Origin of the sequence: Rothia mucilaginosa, from assembly GCF_001061665.1 — a bacterium.
Classification (GTDB): Bacteria; Actinomycetota; Actinomycetes; order Actinomycetales; family Micrococcaceae; genus Rothia; species Rothia mucilaginosa_A.
This window is the reverse complement of the sequence record NZ_JVSP01000014.1, coordinates 233,189-251,017: the sequence shown is the minus strand read 5'-3', so window position 1 is coordinate 251,017 and position 17,829 is coordinate 233,189. Positions and strand designations below refer to the sequence as shown.

The 17,829-nt window shown below is 65.8% G+C and carries 12 protein-coding genes; 6 read left to right on the top strand and 6 right to left on the bottom strand.

Translation table 11 applies throughout. The features are described from left to right. Positions 1-126: 126 nt before the first annotated feature. Positions 127-714, bottom strand: coding sequence for a malonic semialdehyde reductase (locus ADJ95_RS07355; RefSeq protein WP_049333987.1), 588 nt, complete (start codon positions 712-714; stop codon positions 127-129). 134 nt (positions 715-848) lie between these two features. Here ADJ95_RS07355 and ADJ95_RS07350 point away from each other — a divergent pair, with 134 nt between their 5' ends. Then, on the top strand, positions 849-6,287 hold the full coding sequence (locus ADJ95_RS07350) for a DEAD/DEAH box helicase (protein WP_049333986.1): 5,439 nt from the start codon (positions 849-851) through the stop codon (positions 6,285-6,287). A gap of 327 nt (positions 6,288-6,614) precedes the next feature. On the opposite strand, the gene ADJ95_RS07345 is transcribed toward ADJ95_RS07350, so the two are convergent. Then, positions 6,615-7,151 (bottom strand): TetR/AcrR family transcriptional regulator, encoded by a 537-nt coding sequence (locus ADJ95_RS07345; RefSeq protein WP_049333985.1) that lies wholly within the window; start codon positions 7,149-7,151, stop codon positions 6,615-6,617. A gap of 547 nt (positions 7,152-7,698) precedes the next feature. On the opposite strand from ADJ95_RS07345, the gene ADJ95_RS07340 reads away from it, so the two are divergent. The 5 genes from ADJ95_RS07340 to ADJ95_RS07320 all read left to right on the top strand — a co-directional run bounded on the left by ADJ95_RS07340 (position 7,699) and on the right by ADJ95_RS07320 (position 13,238). Next, positions 7,699-8,892 (top strand): pseudouridine synthase, encoded by a 1,194-nt coding sequence (locus tag ADJ95_RS07340; protein ID WP_080974968.1) that lies wholly within the window; start codon positions 7,699-7,701, stop codon positions 8,890-8,892. An 86-nt stretch (positions 8,893-8,978) separates the two neighbouring features. Continuing rightward, on the top strand, positions 8,979-10,244 hold the full coding sequence (locus ADJ95_RS07335) for a glycoside hydrolase family 76 protein (protein WP_049333984.1): 1,266 nt from the start codon (positions 8,979-8,981) through the stop codon (positions 10,242-10,244). A 66-nt stretch (positions 10,245-10,310) separates the two neighbouring features. Beyond that, complete coding sequence (locus ADJ95_RS07330) at positions 10,311-11,249, top strand: Dyp-type peroxidase (RefSeq protein ID WP_049333983.1); 939 nt, start codon at positions 10,311-10,313, stop codon at positions 11,247-11,249. Between the two features lie 126 nt (positions 11,250-11,375). Then, positions 11,376-12,686 (top strand): tRNA guanosine(34) transglycosylase Tgt, encoded by a 1,311-nt coding sequence (gene tgt / locus ADJ95_RS07325; protein ID WP_049333982.1) that lies wholly within the window; start codon positions 11,376-11,378, stop codon positions 12,684-12,686. Between the two features lie 42 nt (positions 12,687-12,728). After that, the gene (locus tag ADJ95_RS07320) at positions 12,729-13,238 is read left to right on the top strand and encodes an SRPBCC family protein (RefSeq protein ID WP_049333981.1); all 510 of its coding nucleotides are present in this window, start codon (positions 12,729-12,731) and stop codon (positions 13,236-13,238) included. A 120-nt stretch (positions 13,239-13,358) separates the two neighbouring features. Here the strand turns inward: ADJ95_RS07320 and ADJ95_RS07315 are convergent, their stop codons facing one another. The 4 genes from ADJ95_RS07315 to ADJ95_RS07300 all read right to left on the bottom strand — a co-directional run bounded on the left by ADJ95_RS07315 (position 13,359) and on the right by ADJ95_RS07300 (position 17,828). Next, on the bottom strand, positions 13,359-14,045 hold the full coding sequence (locus ADJ95_RS07315) for a hypothetical protein (protein ID WP_049333980.1): 687 nt from the start codon (positions 14,043-14,045) through the stop codon (positions 13,359-13,361). Between the two features lie 165 nt (positions 14,046-14,210). Then, positions 14,211-15,341: a hypothetical protein gene (locus ADJ95_RS07310; RefSeq protein ID WP_049333979.1), complete on the bottom strand. Its 1,131-nt coding sequence runs from the start codon at positions 15,339-15,341 to the stop codon at positions 14,211-14,213. Positions 15,342-15,475: 134 nt separating this feature from the next. Continuing rightward, a complete protein-coding gene (locus tag ADJ95_RS07305; RefSeq protein ID WP_049333978.1) occupies positions 15,476-16,000 on the bottom strand; it encodes an acyl-CoA thioesterase in 525 nt (174 codons plus the stop codon). 322 nt (positions 16,001-16,322) lie between these two features. Further along, the gene (locus ADJ95_RS07300) at positions 16,323-17,828 is read right to left on the bottom strand and encodes an amino acid permease (protein ID WP_049333977.1); all 1,506 of its coding nucleotides are present in this window, start codon (positions 17,826-17,828) and stop codon (positions 16,323-16,325) included. Position 17,829 lies beyond the last annotated feature (1 nt).

The window sequence follows — 17,829 nt, the reverse complement described above, 5'->3', positions numbered from 1 at the left end:
GGCGGCGCAGTAAGACGTTAAACGCGTATATAGTTCAAGGGCGGTTCCCCCATCGCGGGGAACCGCCCTTGAACTATTTCTAAGCCTAATTCTTAGGCTCAAGGTTATGTGGCAGCTTCGCTCGTTTTAGACGGATCGGGTGGCTTCCTCGTGGCTGAAGCGTGCGGAACGATCGTAGCCGGAGGGGATGCCGTGGCCGATATTGACGACCAGGAAAGGCTGTTCGTTGGTACCCGCCAGGAACTCCTTCTTCAGACCCTCGAAGTCTGCGCCGGTCATGGGACCTGCGTCCAGGCCGAGGGCGCGAATCGCGGTGATGAAGTAGCCAGCCTGGATGTGCGCGTTCATATCGGCGGTGGGCTTTGCCAGGTTCTCGTCACCGTAGTAGCCCTTGATGAACTCGGCGGAGTTGGGGTTGAAGGTATCTGCCTTCTCGACCCAGCCGTGATCTGCGGAGAGCAGCGCAATCATGGGTGCGGATTCAGACTTCGGCTTGTTGCCGTCCATCAGGTGGGAGATGAGGCGCTCGCGAGCCTCAGGGCTCTTGATCCAGGTGATGCGCAGGGGCTGGCTGTTGAAGGCGCTGGGGCCGTAGAAGGTGAGCTCCTGGATGCGGCGCAGCTGTTCGTCGGTGACGGGCTCGTCGGTGAAGGAATAGGCGGTGCGAGGCTCATGGAAGAGCGCGACGAGCTGTTCTTCGTTCAGGCGGGTCATGATGATTCCTTTGCTGAGTTCTTAAATTATTTTACAAGTAAAATATTATGGGGTCCGCACATTATCTGTCAAGCCATCATCGCCCCGCACCACCCGTAAATCAAGTGACCCGTAACACGCGTCATAATTGAAGCATGACCGATGCACTCTCCCACTTCTCCGCCCCCGTCCGCGAGTGGTTCCGCCGCGCCTTCAGCGCACCCACCGCCGCGCAGGAAGGCGCATGGGAGAGCATCCGCGAGGGCCGCAACACCCTCATCATTGCACCCACCGGCTCGGGCAAGACCCTCGCAGCCTTCCTCTGGTCCCTCGACGCCCTCTACCGCGAACACCGTGAGCGGGCCGCCGGCGCCGCGCAGCCTCCGCGCGGCACGCGGATTCTCTACATTTCGCCCCTCAAAGCCCTCGGCGCCGACGTCGAACGCAACCTGCGGGCACCGCTGGCCGGCATCACGCGACTGAGCGCCGCGGACACCGAAAACGCGCCGGAGGAGCCCCTCATTACCGTGGGTGTGCGTAGCGGCGACACCCCCGCCCGCGAGCGCCGCCAGCTCATCAGCAACCCACCCGACATCCTCATCACCACCCCCGAGTCTCTCTACCTCATGCTCACCAGCGCCGCCCGCGACACCCTCACCGGCGTCACCACGGTCATCGTGGATGAGATTCACAACCTGGCCGCCACCAAGCGCGGGGCGCACCTGGCCGTTTCCCTCGAGCGCCTGGACGCGCTCCTGCCCGAACCCGCCCAGCGCATCGGGCTCTCCGCGACCATCGAGAACCCCGACGCTGTGGCCCGTTTTCTGGGCGGCGTGCAGCCCGTGAACATCGTCAACAAACCGGTACCCAAGCGCTGGGACCTGAGCCTGAGCGTTCCCGTTCCCGATATGGCGGCCCTCGGCGGGGCAAACGATTACGGGCAGGGGCTCTACGGGCCGGGCGAGGGGGCAGGAGGCGCACCGAAACCGGCCTTTCCCGCCGCCATGCCCGTTGCCGATCCCTCCGCCGACCCTTCCGCAGAAAGCCCCTCCGCCCCCGGCTACACCCTCGAGGATGCCATCGGGGTTTTCCCCACCGCACCCTCGGCCGGTTCCGAGGCTCCCGGAGTGCCCGGGGACGAAACCGGCGGAACGGGCGGAGCCGCCGCGGAGGAGCTCGCCTCCTTCGGCCTCAACGCCGTTCTTGACCCCGCAGAGGCCTACGCGGAGGCCGCGGGCGGGACGGAGGGGCGCGCCGAGACCTCCATCTGGCCCCGAGTGCAGGAACGCATCGTCGACCACATCGAGAACAACCGTTCTACGATCGTTTTCGTGAACTCCCGCGGGCTTGCCGAAAAGCTCACCGCGGCGCTCAACGACATTCACCTGCGCCGCGAGCTCGCCCGGCGGGGCATCGACCCCGAGGAGTACGCCGCACAGACTGATGTGAACTCCCCCGAGGCCGTTCCTCCCCTGGCCCGCGCCCACCACGGCTCCGTCTCCAAGGAACAGCGCACCCTCATCGAGGAGGCGCTCAAGGGCGGAACCCTGCGCTGCGTGGTGGCCACCAGCTCCCTCGAACTGGGTATCGATATGGGCCACGTGGACCTCGTCATTCAGGTGGCCGCGCCTCCCTCCGTCGCCTCCGCCCTGCAGCGCGTGGGCCGCGCCGGCCACCGCGTGGGCGATATCTCCCGCGGCGTCTTCTATCCCAAGCACCGCGGCGACCTCCTCGGGGCGACCGTGACCCTCGCGGGTATGCGCAGCGGCACCCTCGAGCCGCTCGCAATCCCCGCCAACCCCCTGGATGTGCTCGCCCAGCAGACCGTGGCCGCCTGCGCCCTCGGGCCCATCAGCGTTGACTCCTGGTACGAGGCTCTGCGCCGCAGCGCCCCCTACGCCGAGCTGCCCCGCGCCCTCTTCGACGCCACGCTCGAAATGCTCGCCGGCCGCTACCCCTCCGACGAGTTCGCCGAGCTGCGCCCGCGCATCCTCTGGGATCGAACCCCCACCGAGCAGGCACCCTCCGGCAGTATCGAGGGCCGCCCCGGGGCTCAGCGCCTCGCCGTCACGAGCGGCGGAACCATCCCCGACCGCGGTCTCTTTCCCGTCTACCTCGTCGGCGGGGACGAGGAACGCGGCCCCAAGCGCGTCGGCGAGCTCGACGAGGAAATGGTCTACGAATCCCGAGCCGGCGAGGTCATCACCCTCGGCGCCAGCAGCTGGCGCATCGAGGAAATCACCCACGACGCGGTGCGCGTTACCCCCGCCCCCGGTCTGCCCGCGCGCCTGCCCTTCTGGCACGGCGACCGCGCAGGACGCCCCTATGCCCTGGGCCTGCAAACGGGCGCCTTCACCCGAGCCCTCGCCTCTCTGGAGGCCGCGGATGCACCCGCCGCCCGCCGACAGCTCGAGCAGCTCGGCCTGGACCGCTGGGCCGTGGACAATCTGCTGGCCTACCTGCGCGAGCAGCGCGAATCCACGGGTGCCGTTCCCTCCGACCGGCGCCTCATCGTGGAACGTCACCGCGACGAGCTGGGCGATTGGCGGCTGATTCTCCACTCGCCCTTGGGCTACTCGGTGCACGCCCCCTGGGCCCTCGCGGTGCGCGCCCGCATTATCGAACGCTACGGCGTGGACGCCTCGGTCATGGCGGCTGACGACGGCATCATCCTGCGTCTGCCCGCGATGGAGGACGTTCCGCCAGGGGCCGACCTCTTCCTCTTCGACCCCGATGAGCTGGAGGGCATCGTCACCGATAGCGTGGCCGACTCGGCCCTCTTCGGCTCGCGCTTCCGCGAGAACGCGGCCCGCGCCCTGCTACTGCCCCGGCGTAATCCGGGCAAGCGCACGCCGCTCTGGCAGCAGCGTCAGCGCGCCGCGCAGCTTCTGGACGTGGCCCGCAAGTACCCCGAGTTCCCCATCCTGCTGGAGACCGCCCGCGAGTGCCTGCAGGACGTGTACGATCTGCCGGCCCTACTACAGGTGCACCGCGCCCTGGAGTCTCGCAGTATTGCCCTGATGGAGGTGGAGACCGAGGCTCCTTCGCCCTTCGCCCGCACCCTGCTCTTCGAGTACGTGGCCGAGCACCTCTACGATGCGGATGCGCCCGCCGCCGAGCGCCGCGCCGCTGCCCTGGCCCTGGACCCGGCCATGCTCGCGGAGCTTTTGGGCACAACCGGGCTGCGCGAGCTGCTGGACCCTGCGGTGCTGACGCAGACCCTGGCCCGCCTGCAGCGCACGGGCGAACGCTACCGCGCCTCCGGAGTGGAGGGCGCGGCGGACCTGCTGCGACAGTTGGGCCCGCTGAGCGCCCGCGAGCTGGCCGAGCGCCTCCGCCCGGAGTCCGTCGAGCCTGAGCCGGCAACTCCGGATCGACCCGACGAGCCCCGCCCCGCGGAACCCCCGGTGAGCGAGGAGTACGCCCGCGAGCTGGCCGAGCGACTCGTGCACGCGCGGCGCGCCTATTCCTTCGAGGGGCCGGGGACCCCGGAAAGCGGCCCGCAGCTCTACTACGCCGCGGTTGAGGATGCGGCCCGCCTGCGCGACGGCCTGGGCATTATGCCCGCCGCGGCGCTACCGCTCGCCTTCCTGGAGCCGGTGGCCGAACCGCTCGAGGACCTGGTCTCCCGTTTTGCCCGCACCCACATTCCCTTCGGCGCGCACGAGGCGGCGGCCCACTTCTCGCGCTTGACTCCGGTGGGCACCGGAGTGCTTCTCCCCGTGCTGCTGCGCCTGCAGCGCCAGCGGCGCGTGACCTCCGGCGAGTTCCTGCCCGAGGTGATGCGGGGCGCCTCCGAGTGGGCCGAGGGTCCGGGCGGCTCCCCCGAGTGGGTGGATGTGCAGGTTCTACGCACGATTCGCGCCCGCTCGCTTGCGGCACTGCGGCAGGAGATTGAGCCGGTCCCCGCGCGGGCCTACGGATTCTTCCTGCCCGCATGGCAGAACGTTCGTTCTTTATCGGTACGAGTGGCCCGGCCCCTGGCCGAGGCGAGCGCCTACGGCGCGTACCTCGAGCCGCAACGCACGGCCCGAATTATCGACGAGGCACCCGCACCCCTCACCTCCGCCGCGCCCGAGAACGCCCGGGAGGAACAGACCGGCGCGCCGAACGGCGCTCAAGGCCTCGACGAGCCCGCCCTGCAGGAGGAGCTGCTGACCGCCATCGACCAGCTGGCCGGCGTGCGCATGCCCGCCTCCGCTCTGGAAACGCTCATCCTGCCGGCCCGTGTGAAGGGCTACCGCCCGCACCTGCTCGACGAGCTCATGATGACCGGCCGCGTCTTCTTCACCGGGGCCGGTCGGCTCGGCGGCGCCTCCCAGCACTCCGACGGCTGGATTCGCCTGCACCTGAGCGAGAGCGCGCCGCTCACCCTGGGCCCCGGCTACCCCGCGGATTTTCTGCGGGAGGAGGAGCCCGAGCTCCTCGAGCGCCTGCAGACCCCCGGCACCCTCGAGCACGCAATCCACGAAGCGCTCGCCCACGGCGGCCTCTTCGTGCCGGCCCTGCGCGAGCGGGTCGTTCAGATTCTCAGTGGGGCGGCGGCCCCCGGCCAGACGGTCTCCTTCCCGGATGCCGCCGAGCTCTCGAGCGCCCTGTGGCGCCTCGTGTGGGCCGGCGTGCTGACGAACGATTCCTTCGGCCCGGTTCGCGCGACGCTTGCGGGGGTCAGGAGCGCGCATCCGACCCCGGCGGCCGCCCCTCGCCTCTCGCGGGTGGGTCGCCGCGGAGCCGGCCGCATCGCGGCGGCGCGAGCCTCGATGGGCCGTTCCCTGCGCGGCGGGTACGCCGGGGGCGGTCCCCCACCGGTGGCCCCGCAGGATAGCGGCCGCTTCTCTCGCGTAGACTCCCTACTGGGCGAGCCTCTGGACCCCACGGTGGCTGCCCTGGCGCGCGCCGACCTGCTCTTGGACCGCTACGGCGTGCTTACGCGCGGTTGCCTGCAGGGCGAGGACTCCCCCGGCGGCTTCAGCCAGCTCTACCGCATCTACTCCGAGGCCGAGGACCGTGCGCTCGTGCGCCGCGGCTACTTTATCGAGGGCCTGGGCGCCGCACAGTTCGCGGCCCCCGCCACGGTGGATGCGCTACGCTCGGCGGCCGACCGCCTCGGCCCGCGCGATGAGCGACCGCGCCGCACCGCGACCGAGGAGGTGTTCGGCACGTTCACGGTGACGCTTCTGGCCGCCACGGACCCGGCCAACCCCTACGGTGCCGCCCTCGCCTGGCCCGAGCTGCCGAAGCTCTCGGAGGGCTCGGCACCCCTGCGGCACCGCCCGGCTCGCAAGGCCGGCGCCTGCGTGGTGCTCGTGGATGGTGCACCTGTGCTCTACCTGGAGCGCGGCGCGAAGACCCTGCTCATCTTTACGACCGACCCGGTTCTGCTCGAGGCGGCCGCCCCGGCCATCGCGCGCATGATGGACTCGGGCGGCATGGATAAGATCTCGATTGAGAAGGTCAACGACGTGGAGCTTCTCACCGACTCCCCCACCCTCAACCGGCAGGGTGAGGATCCGGTGCAGATTCTGCGCCGCGCCCTGCAGCATCAGGGGTTCTACGCCACGGTGCGCGGGCTCTCCATGCGCCGGTCTCTCTAGCGCCGGCTCGCCCGTACCGGTTTAGGCGCCTAAGCTCCCCGACGCGGCGAGGCATCTGCGAGGGGCCTTCCGCGCACGACAAAGCGCCCCGCGCCTCCCCATGAGGGAGGTGCGGGGCGCTCTGCGTTCCCTACTCACAAACCGGATGGTATTCCGGGAATCCGCCGCGCTCTCGGTCCTCGAGACGGTGGGCCGTGGCGCGATACCTCGGCCCACCGGCTCGAGCCCGGGGGCCCGGCGGAGGAATATCCGTCCGGGGATCCGCGGCCCCATTGTCGTCGAATCCTGCAACCAAACATCGGAGAGGGAAGTTTGTGGACCGTGAGGCTAGTAGCCTCCGGTGAGGGTATCGACGGCACCCAGGCACAGGTCAATGGCTTCTTCCAGCCCCAGACCGCGGGTGCGCACGGTGCGCTGGTCGCGGGGGTTGAGCTGCACCACGTGCAGGGCGAAGTAATCCACGAGCTGCAACCAGCCGCCGAGAATGACGCGGGTGCGGTCGTTAATCGGCATGCCGGTACGCTTGAGCATCCATTCGAGGTAGTCCGTGGGGTTATTGGGGAAGTCCTCACCGCCGGGGGTGGGGACGCCTGCCACCACGAGGAAGTACGTGCGCAGTGCGTTGCGCAGAGCCTCTTCGGGGTTTTCGTGATGCTCGCCCAGGGCCTCGAGAACCGCCTTGGCCTCGCGGCGGGTGACCGCCGCGGCGAGCGAGTCCTTGCCGGGGAAGTAGTGGTAGAGCAGTGCGCGGGTGATGCCCGCATCGCGAGCGATGGCGCTCATGGATGCGCCGAGCACGCCCTTGCGCGCAAAGTGTTCCGAAGCCACCTGAAGAATCTGCTCTTCACGCTCGTGCGGTTCCATTCGCAACGCACTCGCGGTGCGGTGTTCTGCGCCCTGTTCGGTGGACGGCGCAGAAACTTTAGCCTCGGCGACTGTGCCTTGAGGTGCGTGTGAAGTGTCAGATTGTACCGGTGCAACCGGGGGAGTTCCTTTAATCTCAGCTTCCTTACGCTGTTTCTGTCCCATTTCGACCCCTTCGTTCGATTTTTCGAACTTCTGTGTCTTAATCGTAACGCTTTAATGCGCTTCTCAGCCTTTTTAAAAGTATTTATGACGTAGGCTATTCAGCCTACCAGGTCTCTATACGCTTCACATCTTTTAATCTGCAATGGGCTATATACTCTAAATGAAGTATTTATTACTGATGGTTTTACAGGGTTTTCGAAAATAACGTATATATTCATTTGTTTTTGTAAAATTAGCTTTATTTTTTTAAATTAAATCCCGAATATTTTCAAAAATGTGTGAGTATTTCGTTTTTATCCCCACATATTCCCACAAGCGCAGATGAGTGTCAGATAAATCTGCGATTCCTCTAGGCCGCCGCGCCAACCGGTACAGTAGAGCCATGCCCACCCACGATTCCCACCGCGACACGCCGAGGGCCCGTAACACCCCGGAGCTGAGCACCTCCACCCGGATCACCTCCGTGCAGAAAACCTCCGTGCAACACGCCAAGCCCGCCCGCCGCACGCATCGCCGCCTGCTGACCCCTCCGCTGGCGCAGAAGAACGGCATCGACCCCATCCAGCTCGTGCTCCCCCACCCCGAGGAGCTCCCGGAGGAACTCGCCCCCGGCGGACGCGCCCCCGCCACGATTGCCGACTACCTCATCGCGCGCTTCTACCCGAACGACCCGCAGATTATTCACTCCCGCTTCGAAACCGGCGAGGTGCGCCTGGATGACGGCACGGTGCTGACCGCCTCCAGCCCCTACGCGCCCGGCGAGCGCATCTGGTACTTCCGCGAGCTCGCCGATGAGCCCGAACTCCCCTCCGACATGCCGGTACTCTACGAGGACGAGCACGTGCTGGCCATCGACAAACCCCACTTTCTGCCCACCACCCCGCGCGGTTCCTATATCGCGCAGACCGCGCTGACCAAGCTACGCGTGCGCGAGGGCAACCCGCTGCTCATCCCAATTCACCGACTCGACCGCCCCACCGCCGGGGTGTTACTCTTCGCCAAGACGGTTCAGGCGCGCCGCCCCTTCCAGATGATGTTCCAGCACCGCCTGGTATCGAAAACCTACCGCGCCGTGGCCCCGGTGCCCGCCGACCCCACCGCCGCCGAACAAGCCCTGAGCGCGGAGGGGCTGCGGGTGCGCTCACACATTCAGAAGGTGCGCGACGTGTTGCAGGTCCGGCAGCTCTCTGAGACAGAGTACGTGGCGCGGGGCGTGGAGCCGAACACCCTCACCACCGCGCGCATCCTGGAAACCTTCACCCCCGACCCGGCCGAGGCCGAGGCCTGGGGCGTCGAACCCGGTCGCCCGTGGGGCCTCTACGACCTCGCCCCGCACACCGGTAAGACCCATCAGCTGCGCGCGCACCTGAACCTGCTGGGCGCCCCGATTCTTGGGGACGTACTCTACCCGCGTGTGCTCCCCGACGGACCCGACCGCTCCGAGCACCCGCTACAACTGCTGGCCTACACTTTGAGCTTCGAACATCCCATCACCGGCGAGCCCATCAGCCTGCGTAGCAGTCGCACATTAAGTGCATGGGAGAGCAAGAACAGCGCGGTGTGGGAGGCAAGCTGAACCCCCGGAGGGACCGGTGATGACCCGGCACCAAAAAATGCGATAATGCAGAAGTAAGACTTCACCGTACACATATAGAGGGCACCGTGAATTCCCAGCCGTCTTCCCACACCGCGCACTCCCCGGCATCTATGAGCGAGTACGCGGAACGCACCTCCTCCCACGCCGAGGCCGCAGCCGTCAGCGTCACCGACACCTTCGTGCACCGCATCCTCGGCGTGCCCGGAGCGCTCATCGGATCCATTCAGGTACCCGACCCGCGCCCGCTGAGCCAGCGTCTCAACACGTGGCACTACTGGTGGCAGGCCCACCTGCTCGAGTGCATCATCGACGCCGGCCAGCGCCACCTGCGCGAGGGTCGCATCACCGAGGCTCAGGAGCAGCTGCACCGCGCCCGCTCGCTGCTGCGCGGCATCAACGTGCGCAACCTTGGCCGCTACGCCAACGACTACTTTGACGATATGGCCTGGCTGACCCTCGCGGTGGGCCGCATGAACTCCTTCTCGATTGAGCTGACCGGCGCAAACGACGTGGCCGCGCAGGACGCCGGGGCCGCCCTCTTCGAGCAGCTCGCCAAGGGCTTCGCGCCCGGCGGAGGCATGAGCTGGCGCAAGTCCAAGCGCGACTTCGTGAACGCCGCGGCCACCGCACCGACAGCTATCGCATACGCTCGCGCGGGTGACCCGCACACCGCCGCCGCCCTCATTGACTGGATGAACGCAACCCTCTGGGACGCAGAACGTTCGCTCTATATGGACGGCGTGAACGTTCGCGGCGAGGAGTACGAGCTCGAACGCGGCGAGTACACCTACAACCAGGGCACCGCACTGGGTGCCCTGCTGACCCTGGCCGCCTCCGGCGTGCCCTGCGAGGTGGACCCCATCGAGCGTGCGGAGCGCCTTATTGTGGGCATCGTGAAGCACATGACCGAGGAGGTCGAATTTGTCTCCGGAGCGCGCCGCCGCATCCTCATCTCGCACGGCGACGGCGATGGCGGCCTCTTCACCGGTATCCTGGTGCGCTACCTGGGCATGGCCGCTTCCTCGCCCCTGCTGAGCGACGAGGCCCGCGCCCTGGCCTCCAGCCTTATCTACTCGACCGCCCGCGCCCTGTGGGAGGGCCGCCGCGAATTCGACCCGAACCTGCCGATGAACGAGCTGGGCATCGACCCCAACGAGATTCGCGGTCGGGCGCTCGTGCAGTTCTCCCCGCGCTTCACGCAGGCCACGAGCGAGGCGCTCAAGCCCGGCGTGCCCGTAGAGTTCTCCACGCAGCTGCAGGCCTGGATTATTCTCGAGACCGCCGCGCGCCTGGCCCATGCTCGCGATATCGCTTCGCACCGCGGCTACTAGAGACCGGGCGGTATGTTAGGGCTGGGTTCATTGCGGGGGCGTGCGCGCGGGCGTACGGTGAATTTTATGCTTGCTTCAGAATCACAACAGGTCACTGCCAGCCCGAACGCTAACACCATTTTCATGGTGTGGAAGTTCAAGGAAGGCCTCAGCCAGGATGCGCTCATTGAGGGGTTCCAGAACCTCTGCGGGCTCGTCATTAACCTCAACCACACCGCCGCAAACCGCTACTCGTCCGAGAACGCCAGCATTGTGCTGGGCATCAGCCACAGCGCGTGGCTGACCCTGGATCTGCCCAAGCCGCTGCCGCAGGAGCTTGTGGAATTTGAGGAGATTAGGGGCCATAAGCACACCGCGGTGTCCACTCCCGGTGATTTGCACTTCCACATCCGTGCGACTCAGCCGTCGGTCGCCTACGATATGGCGTCCGCTATTACCGCGGCTCTGCGCGATATTGCTGAGGTACTGGATGAGGTACACGGCTTCCGCTACTGGGACGGCCGCTCCATCATCGGTTTTGTGGACGGCACCGAGAACCCGCAGACCCCCGCGGCGCGCGAATACTTCGGTCTCATCGGTGACAGCGACCCCATGTACAGGGGCGGTAGCTACCAGTTCGTACAGAAGTACATCCACGATATGACCGCGTGGAACGCCCTGCCTGTCTCCGAGCAGGAGAAGGTCATTGGCCGTTCCAAGCAGGACGACATTGAGATGAGCGAGGACGAAAAACCCGCCAACTCGCACTCCGCCATCGCCAATATCGGTGACGATTTCAAGGTTATTCGCGACAACATGCCCTTCGGCACCGTGGGTAACAACGAGCTGGGCACCTACTTCATCTGCTACGCCAGCACCTTCTCGACCGTCCGGAAGATGCTCATGAATATGTTCACCGGAGTGGATGGCGCCAACTATGACCGCCTGCTGGATTTCAGCACCGCGGTGACCGGCACCCTCTTCTTCGTGCCGACCGTGGATATGCTCGGCGACTTCGCAGGCTAAGGCGAGCTAAACCCGCTGCGCCCGGCTAGCTTCTTGCGAACCCCGCCTCCGGCAAGAGAGGCGGGGTTTTCCGGTAGGCTAGGGTGTAGACATTCAGACGGACAGCGCACGCAGATCGAGAGAAGAATGAGCGTTCTAGATAACTCTTTCCCCACCGAAGACTTCGGATTCACCATCACCAGCCGCCTGGCGGACACCGCCTCCCCCGGCGCCGAACGCATCGACGCGAACGGCGGACAGTTCCTCGGTCGCACCGGCGTTATCACCACCCCGCACGGTCAGATTCAGACCCCCGCCTTCACCCCCGTGGGCACCAAGGCAACCGTCAAGGCGGTCCTGCCCGAATCCATGAAGGAGCTCGGCGCGCAGGCTCTGCTCTCCAACGCCTACCACCTGTACCTGCAGCCCGGCCCCGAAATCCTGGACGCGGCAGGCGGCCTGGGTGCCTTCATGAACTGGGACGGCCCCACCTTCACCGACTCGGGTGGTTTCCAGGTCATGAGCCTGGGTTCCGGCTTCAAGAAGGTCATCGACATGGGCACCGTCGCGGACGCTAAGGGCGCCGACGGCCGCCCCCTCGGTGACGACGACGTGGCGAAGGGCAAGGAACGCCTCGCCCACATTGACGACGACGGCGTGAACTTCAAGTCGCATATTGACGGCTCGATTCACCGCTTCACCCCCGAGGTTTCCATGCAGGTTCAGCACCAGATCGGTGCCGACGTCATGTTCGCGTTCGACGAGCTGACCACCCTCTACAACTCCCGCGGCTACCAGGAGGAGGCGCTCGAACGCACCCGCCTGTGGGCACTGCGCTGCATTGCTGAGCACCAGCGCCTGACCGCAGAGCGCGTGGGTAAGCCCTACCAGGCGCTGTTCGGCGTGATTCAGGGTGCACAGTACGAGGACCTGCGCCGCAAGGCATGCCAGGACCTCGGCTCCATGCCCTTCGACGGCTTCGGCATCGGTGGTGCGCTCGAGAAGGAAAACCTCGGCACCATCGTGCGCTGGTGCGCCGAAGAGCTGCCCGAATCCAAGCCCCGCCACCTGCTCGGCATCTCCGAACCCGACGACATCTTCGTCGGCATCGAAAACGGCGTGGATACCTTCGACTGCGTCTCCCCCACCCGCGTGGCACGCAACGCCGCCGTCTACTCTCCCACCGGCCGCTACAACATCACCAACGCGCGCTTCAAGGCGGACTTCTCGCCCATCTACGAGGGCTGCGACTGCTACACCTGCACCCACTACACCCGCGCCTACCTGCGTCACCTCTTCAAGGCGGACGAGCGCCTGGCGGCGACCCTCGCCTCCATCCACAATGAGCGTTTCATCGTGCGCATGGTGGACGACGCCCGCGAGGCCATCAAGGACGGCACCTACTTCGAGTACCGTGACGAGTTCCTCGGTAACTACTACTCCGGCAAGAAGCCCTAAGCCCGCCGACCGCACAGCCCACGACCTCATCAGGAGAAACCCATGAGCATCACCCACGTCCCCGACGAGGAGCTCCTCGTCTTCGACCACGAGATTGCCGCACCCATCGAAGACGTCTTCGGCGCGTACATGGACCCCGAGCTGCTGGTCCGCTGGTACGGCCCGGCCGGCTGGCACGTGCGCCCCACCGACGTGGTGCTTGAACCCGTGGTGGGCGGCATGCAGCGCCTGTCCATGATTAACGAGGTGGACCCCTCGGTGTCTTGCATCCTGCAGAGCCGCTTTCTGGCCATCGAGCCCTTCAAGGAGATTGAGTACGCCGAGCAGCTGCCCAATCACCTGGGCACCCCCGGCAGCGTGCTGGTCTACCAGCGTCACCGTTTCTTCCCCGAGACCGTGATTACCGCCGACGGCGTGGGGTCCGGAACCCGTATCGTTGTGGAGATCGGCCCCATGCCTCCCTCGGTTCATGAGGAGGTGCGCACCACCTGGCGTTCAACCTTCGCCCGCCTGGACGACGTGCTCGCCGCCCGCGCACGCGGAGAGCTCTAAAACCCGCCGCGCCAGCTGTCTGAGATAGCTTCGAGACACGAAAGCGCCGCGTTGACGAATCAGTCGTCGACGCGGCGCTTGTGTTTACTGCCTAAAACTCTGCCGAGGTTGAGCCGCAGGCTAGTTGGTCAGCTTCACGGTGATGACGGTGTTACCGCCGTCCAGGGACACGCACTCGGGGGTCGCGCGGTCCACGCCGTCGCCCGGCTTCCAGTAGCAGCGTGCCGACATGACCTCGCGCTCGCCATTGGCCTTGTCGGTCACCTCGGCTGGGTTCTGCACCACAAACTGGCGAATCAACTCACGCGCAAACAGGCAATCCACCGCACCGGAAGCCACCTGAACCGTGGCGTCGTGCTTCAGGTATCCGGTGGCCTCCAGGGTGCCACAGGTGCCTCCCGCGGACTTCACCTCGGAGGATGAAAGCGAGGCGGTGCTCGAGGGGGCCGAAGAAGCTCGGGCCGTCGAAGAAGCCTGAGCCTGACCGCCGGTCTGCGCGCTCGCGGTAGCCGTAGCGCTTGCGGTCGTGATGGTGCCCGGGGTGACGGTCGCCTCCGCGGTCGCAGTCTGCACCGTTCCGGGGGTCGGGGTGGTTTCTGTGACGGTCACGGTGCGAGTGGGGCTGGGGGTGGGAGTTGCCTTCGCGCTCGTCGCGCTGGGGCTGGGGGTCGCGGTGGTGCTCGGCGAGGCCGAGGTTCCGCCGCCTCCGGAGCAGGCCGCGAGGGCGAGCAGGAGCGTCGCGCCAAGGGCTGCGGGGGCATATCGTTTCGTCCGGCGATGCGGGTGAGGGGTCTGTGCCGGTTGCATGGTGACCTTTCTGCGTCTTTGGTTCCGGGTTCCTTAACCATTCTAGAACGCCGCCTGTGCGGGGGCTATGCCGCACCTCCACAAGCTATGTATGGGCGGAGGGGGCTCCCCGCCATTGCGGGGAGCCCCCTCCGCGATTCGTCACGCCCGGGATCTCACTCCGACCTAGAACTGGCCGCCGCTAATGGGCACCGAGTAGGTTCCGCCGTCGTGGCAGGTCATCACGCCCTCCTCCGGCTCACCGTAGCAGGTAATCTGCTTGCCGGAATCGGTGGGGAACACCGTCACGTTATTCGGTCGCAGCATGAGCGTGTTCGCGGTCGTGCTCTCGGCGTGCAGGGTCGCGGGGGCGACATCCTCCACGCGCTCGTCGTAGGCTCCCGTGGCAAAGTTCATGCGGGTGATGCGCACCGGTGCCGAGAAGGTACGACCCACCGCGCCGTTGCCGTCGGTGAGCTGACCGCCCAGACGACGCTCGCAGGCCAGGGTGGACTCGGCGGAGTTCAGCTCGCAGACGGTGCGCTCGTCGTAGCTCTTGAAGCGGTAGTAGCCGGCACCGGAATCGTAGCGGGCAGGCTCCATGAGGAACGGGATCTCGGGGGCGTCCGGGTTCTGCAGGCGAGCCACGAAGGCGATATCCTCGCCGATGGTGCACTCGGGGGCGCCGCGATCTTCGCGGCGGTTTTCGACCATCTCGTACTGCGGGTTCCAGTAGCAGGTGGCGTCCTGGACCTTCGCGATCTGGTTCTGAGTCAGGTTGTCGTCAGCTCGCGGGGTGGTGACGTATTCGGTCAGCACATCCAGGGCGTGGGCGCAGTCCACGGTGCCACGCAGCACCATGATTTCCGCGCCGGTCTTCAGGTAGCCCTTGCGGCCAATGTGCCCGCAGCGCTCGCCGGCGGAGGCGCGTTCAGCCTCCACCTTCTCGGGCGCGCGCGGCGTCTCAGCGGCGGCGGGGCTGGCATCCGCGACGGGGGTTGCCTTTGCCTCAGCAACCGCCGAGGATGCGGAAGGGACGGACTCAGCGGTTGAGGCGGGGGCCGTGGTTTCCGTGACGGTCGGCCCGGTCGTTGCGCTCGGTGTTGGCGTGTTCGGAGCCGGCGTGGCCGTGGAGGAAGGTAGCGGGTGGCGGGTGGGTGAGGCCGTGGCGGTGGGGTTCGGGGAGGACTCGGCGGTGCTCTGGGAACCGCCGAAGCATCCGGTCAGGGCGAGGAGCAGGGCGGCGGCGCATCCGGTGGCGCGCACGGTGCGGCGACCCCAGCCTGCGGGGGCTACCTGAGTGTGGTGAAACGACATTGTTCTCTCCTGGGCTGTACCTTTTGCACCCTTTGCAGAAGGTACCTTAAGCATACGCGTTTCCCGTGAACACCGCCTGAATACGGGCCTGCGCGCAAGCCATCCGGGCTGCGCAGGCCCGTACCCTCCCGCGTTTATTCCTTCGGCAGGAAGGAGCTCAGCAGTTCTCGCTGCTCGGGGCTGAGTCGAGTCAATCGCCCCGCCACGGAGTCCCAGAAGGCCAGCACGGTGAAGGCGCGCACGCACTCGCGCTGATCCACCGGGGAGAGAATCGAGTAGCCGATACGCACGGATGCGGCGCTCACCTTTTCCACGCGTGCACGTACGGGCACGGGCTCACCGGTGTAGGGCAGCTGCGCGAGGTAGCGGATGCCGTGCTCGGCGATGAGGGCCTGAACACCCTCGGACACCAGGTCGAAGAGCGGGATGGGCGGGTTGGGTGCCACGGTCGGTTTCTGTCCCGAGGAGGGCGGCGGGCCGAAGAGGGCCACGCGGGCCTCCTCCATAATCGAGAGCATGGCAACGTTGTTGACGTGTCCGTAGGCGTCCATGTCGCCCCAGCGGGCGGGGACGTACACGGCCAGCTCATCGGCCGCGGTCGTGGCGGCGGAGGCGCCGGCCGCAGAAGTGGTTTTCTGAGGGTTTTCGTGGCTTCGCATGGCTTTAACTCTACTCCTTTCGGAAATACTCCGGAAAATTCACACATAAACACATATTTACATTAAAATCTATGTTCTTCCGAAATTTAACCACTAAAAATATTTGCTCGAATTAAAACGATGAGGCCCGAAAGCTACGATGCTTTCAGGCCTCATCCAACACACAGACATTTGAACGCATACAAGATCATACGGTTCACTATTTATAATAGACCTCTTTCGAGGGCCTGCGTTATTTTTACGGTTATATTACGGCAGCAGCCTTAATCTTCCGTATTTTTCGTTTCTTGACGTTCGCGCCGCGGGAGAGCCGCGAGGGGGATTAGCGTCCCAGCTTTGCCGCGGTCTCGAGGGCGTGGTCGGCGTCGTGCTGCGCCGCATCGTAGCCCTCCGTCGCCCGCTGCGCCTCCGCAAACGTCTGGTCGTCAATCGTGTGGCTGTGACGGATACGAGCGAAGTACAGCACGCTCAGCACCACGAAGTAGCCCACGCCCACCACGGAGGGAATCGCGGATCCGCGCACCCTAAAGAGCGCCACCCACACCGCGAAAAGCAGAACAATGCCCACGCCGGCGGTGAAGCGTCCACCCCACAGGCGGAACCCGTGCGCGGCGGGCTCAACGCGCTTGTACACGATGTAGGCGAAAAGAATCAGAACCCACACGGTCAGCGCGCACACCATAATCACAAAAATCATGGAGAGGAACGCCTCCTTGGGGCTGTACAGCGCCAGCAGAATAGCAATCACCATGCCGCTGGTCGACAGCCACACGGCACGCGCAGGCACGCCCGCGCGGTTCACCCCGGCCAGCGGTCGAGGAGCCATACCGTCAACCGCCAGGGAGTGCAGCAGACGCGCGCCGGCGTACAGGTTCGCGTTCGCGCTCGACAGGGCCGCAATCAGAACCACAAAGTTCACGAAGTGCGCCACGCCATGCACGCCCAGCTGCTCAAAGACCAGAACGAACGGGGAAGCATCCACAGCGTCGCCCAGACCCGATGCCGAACGCCACGGAATAACGGCCACCACAATCAGCACGGCCAGCACGTAGAAGGTCGCCAGGCGAATCATCATCGCCTTCGCCGAGGAACGCACCGAACGGGAGGGATCTTTCGCCTCCGCAGCAGAGATCGAGATCATCTCAATACCGCCGAAGGAGAACATCACCACGGCCAGTGACAGCCACACCGACTCCGGGCCGTTAGGCATGAAACCGCCGTCATTGAAGAGGTTTGCGGTACCCACCGCGGCGTGGCCGGGCAGGCCGAAGAAAATCAGGCACAGGCCCACCAGCAGGAAGGCCACAATCGAAATGACCTTGATCGAGGAGAGGAAGAACTCCAGCATGCCGAAGGACTTCACGCTTGTCAGGTTCAGCACAATCAGCGCCGCGCCGAATGCCGCGATGCCCACCCACAGCGGCAGCTGCGGCCACCAATAACTCAGGTAGGTCGCCACCGACACGAGCTCCACGCCGGCAATCAGCACCGTCGCCGTCCAGTAGGCAATACGCGTCAGGAATCCCGCGAAGGGCCCCAGGTAACGGGTCGCGATCGTGCCGAAACCGCCACGCACCGGGTAGCGAATCGCCATTTCACCGGTCGCCGCGCCAATCACCGAAGCGAGCGCCGAACCGATGGCGTAGGTCAGAATAACCGCGGGGCCGGCCATGGCAATCGCGGTGCCCGACCCCAGGAAAAGGCCGGTGCCGAGAGCCGAACCCATCACGATCATGGTCATCTGCCCGTGAGACAGGGAACGCTTAAGGGTTCGAGGCTCGGCGGTTCCCGCGGCGACGGGGCCGCGGGTGCTGTCATTGTGGGACACG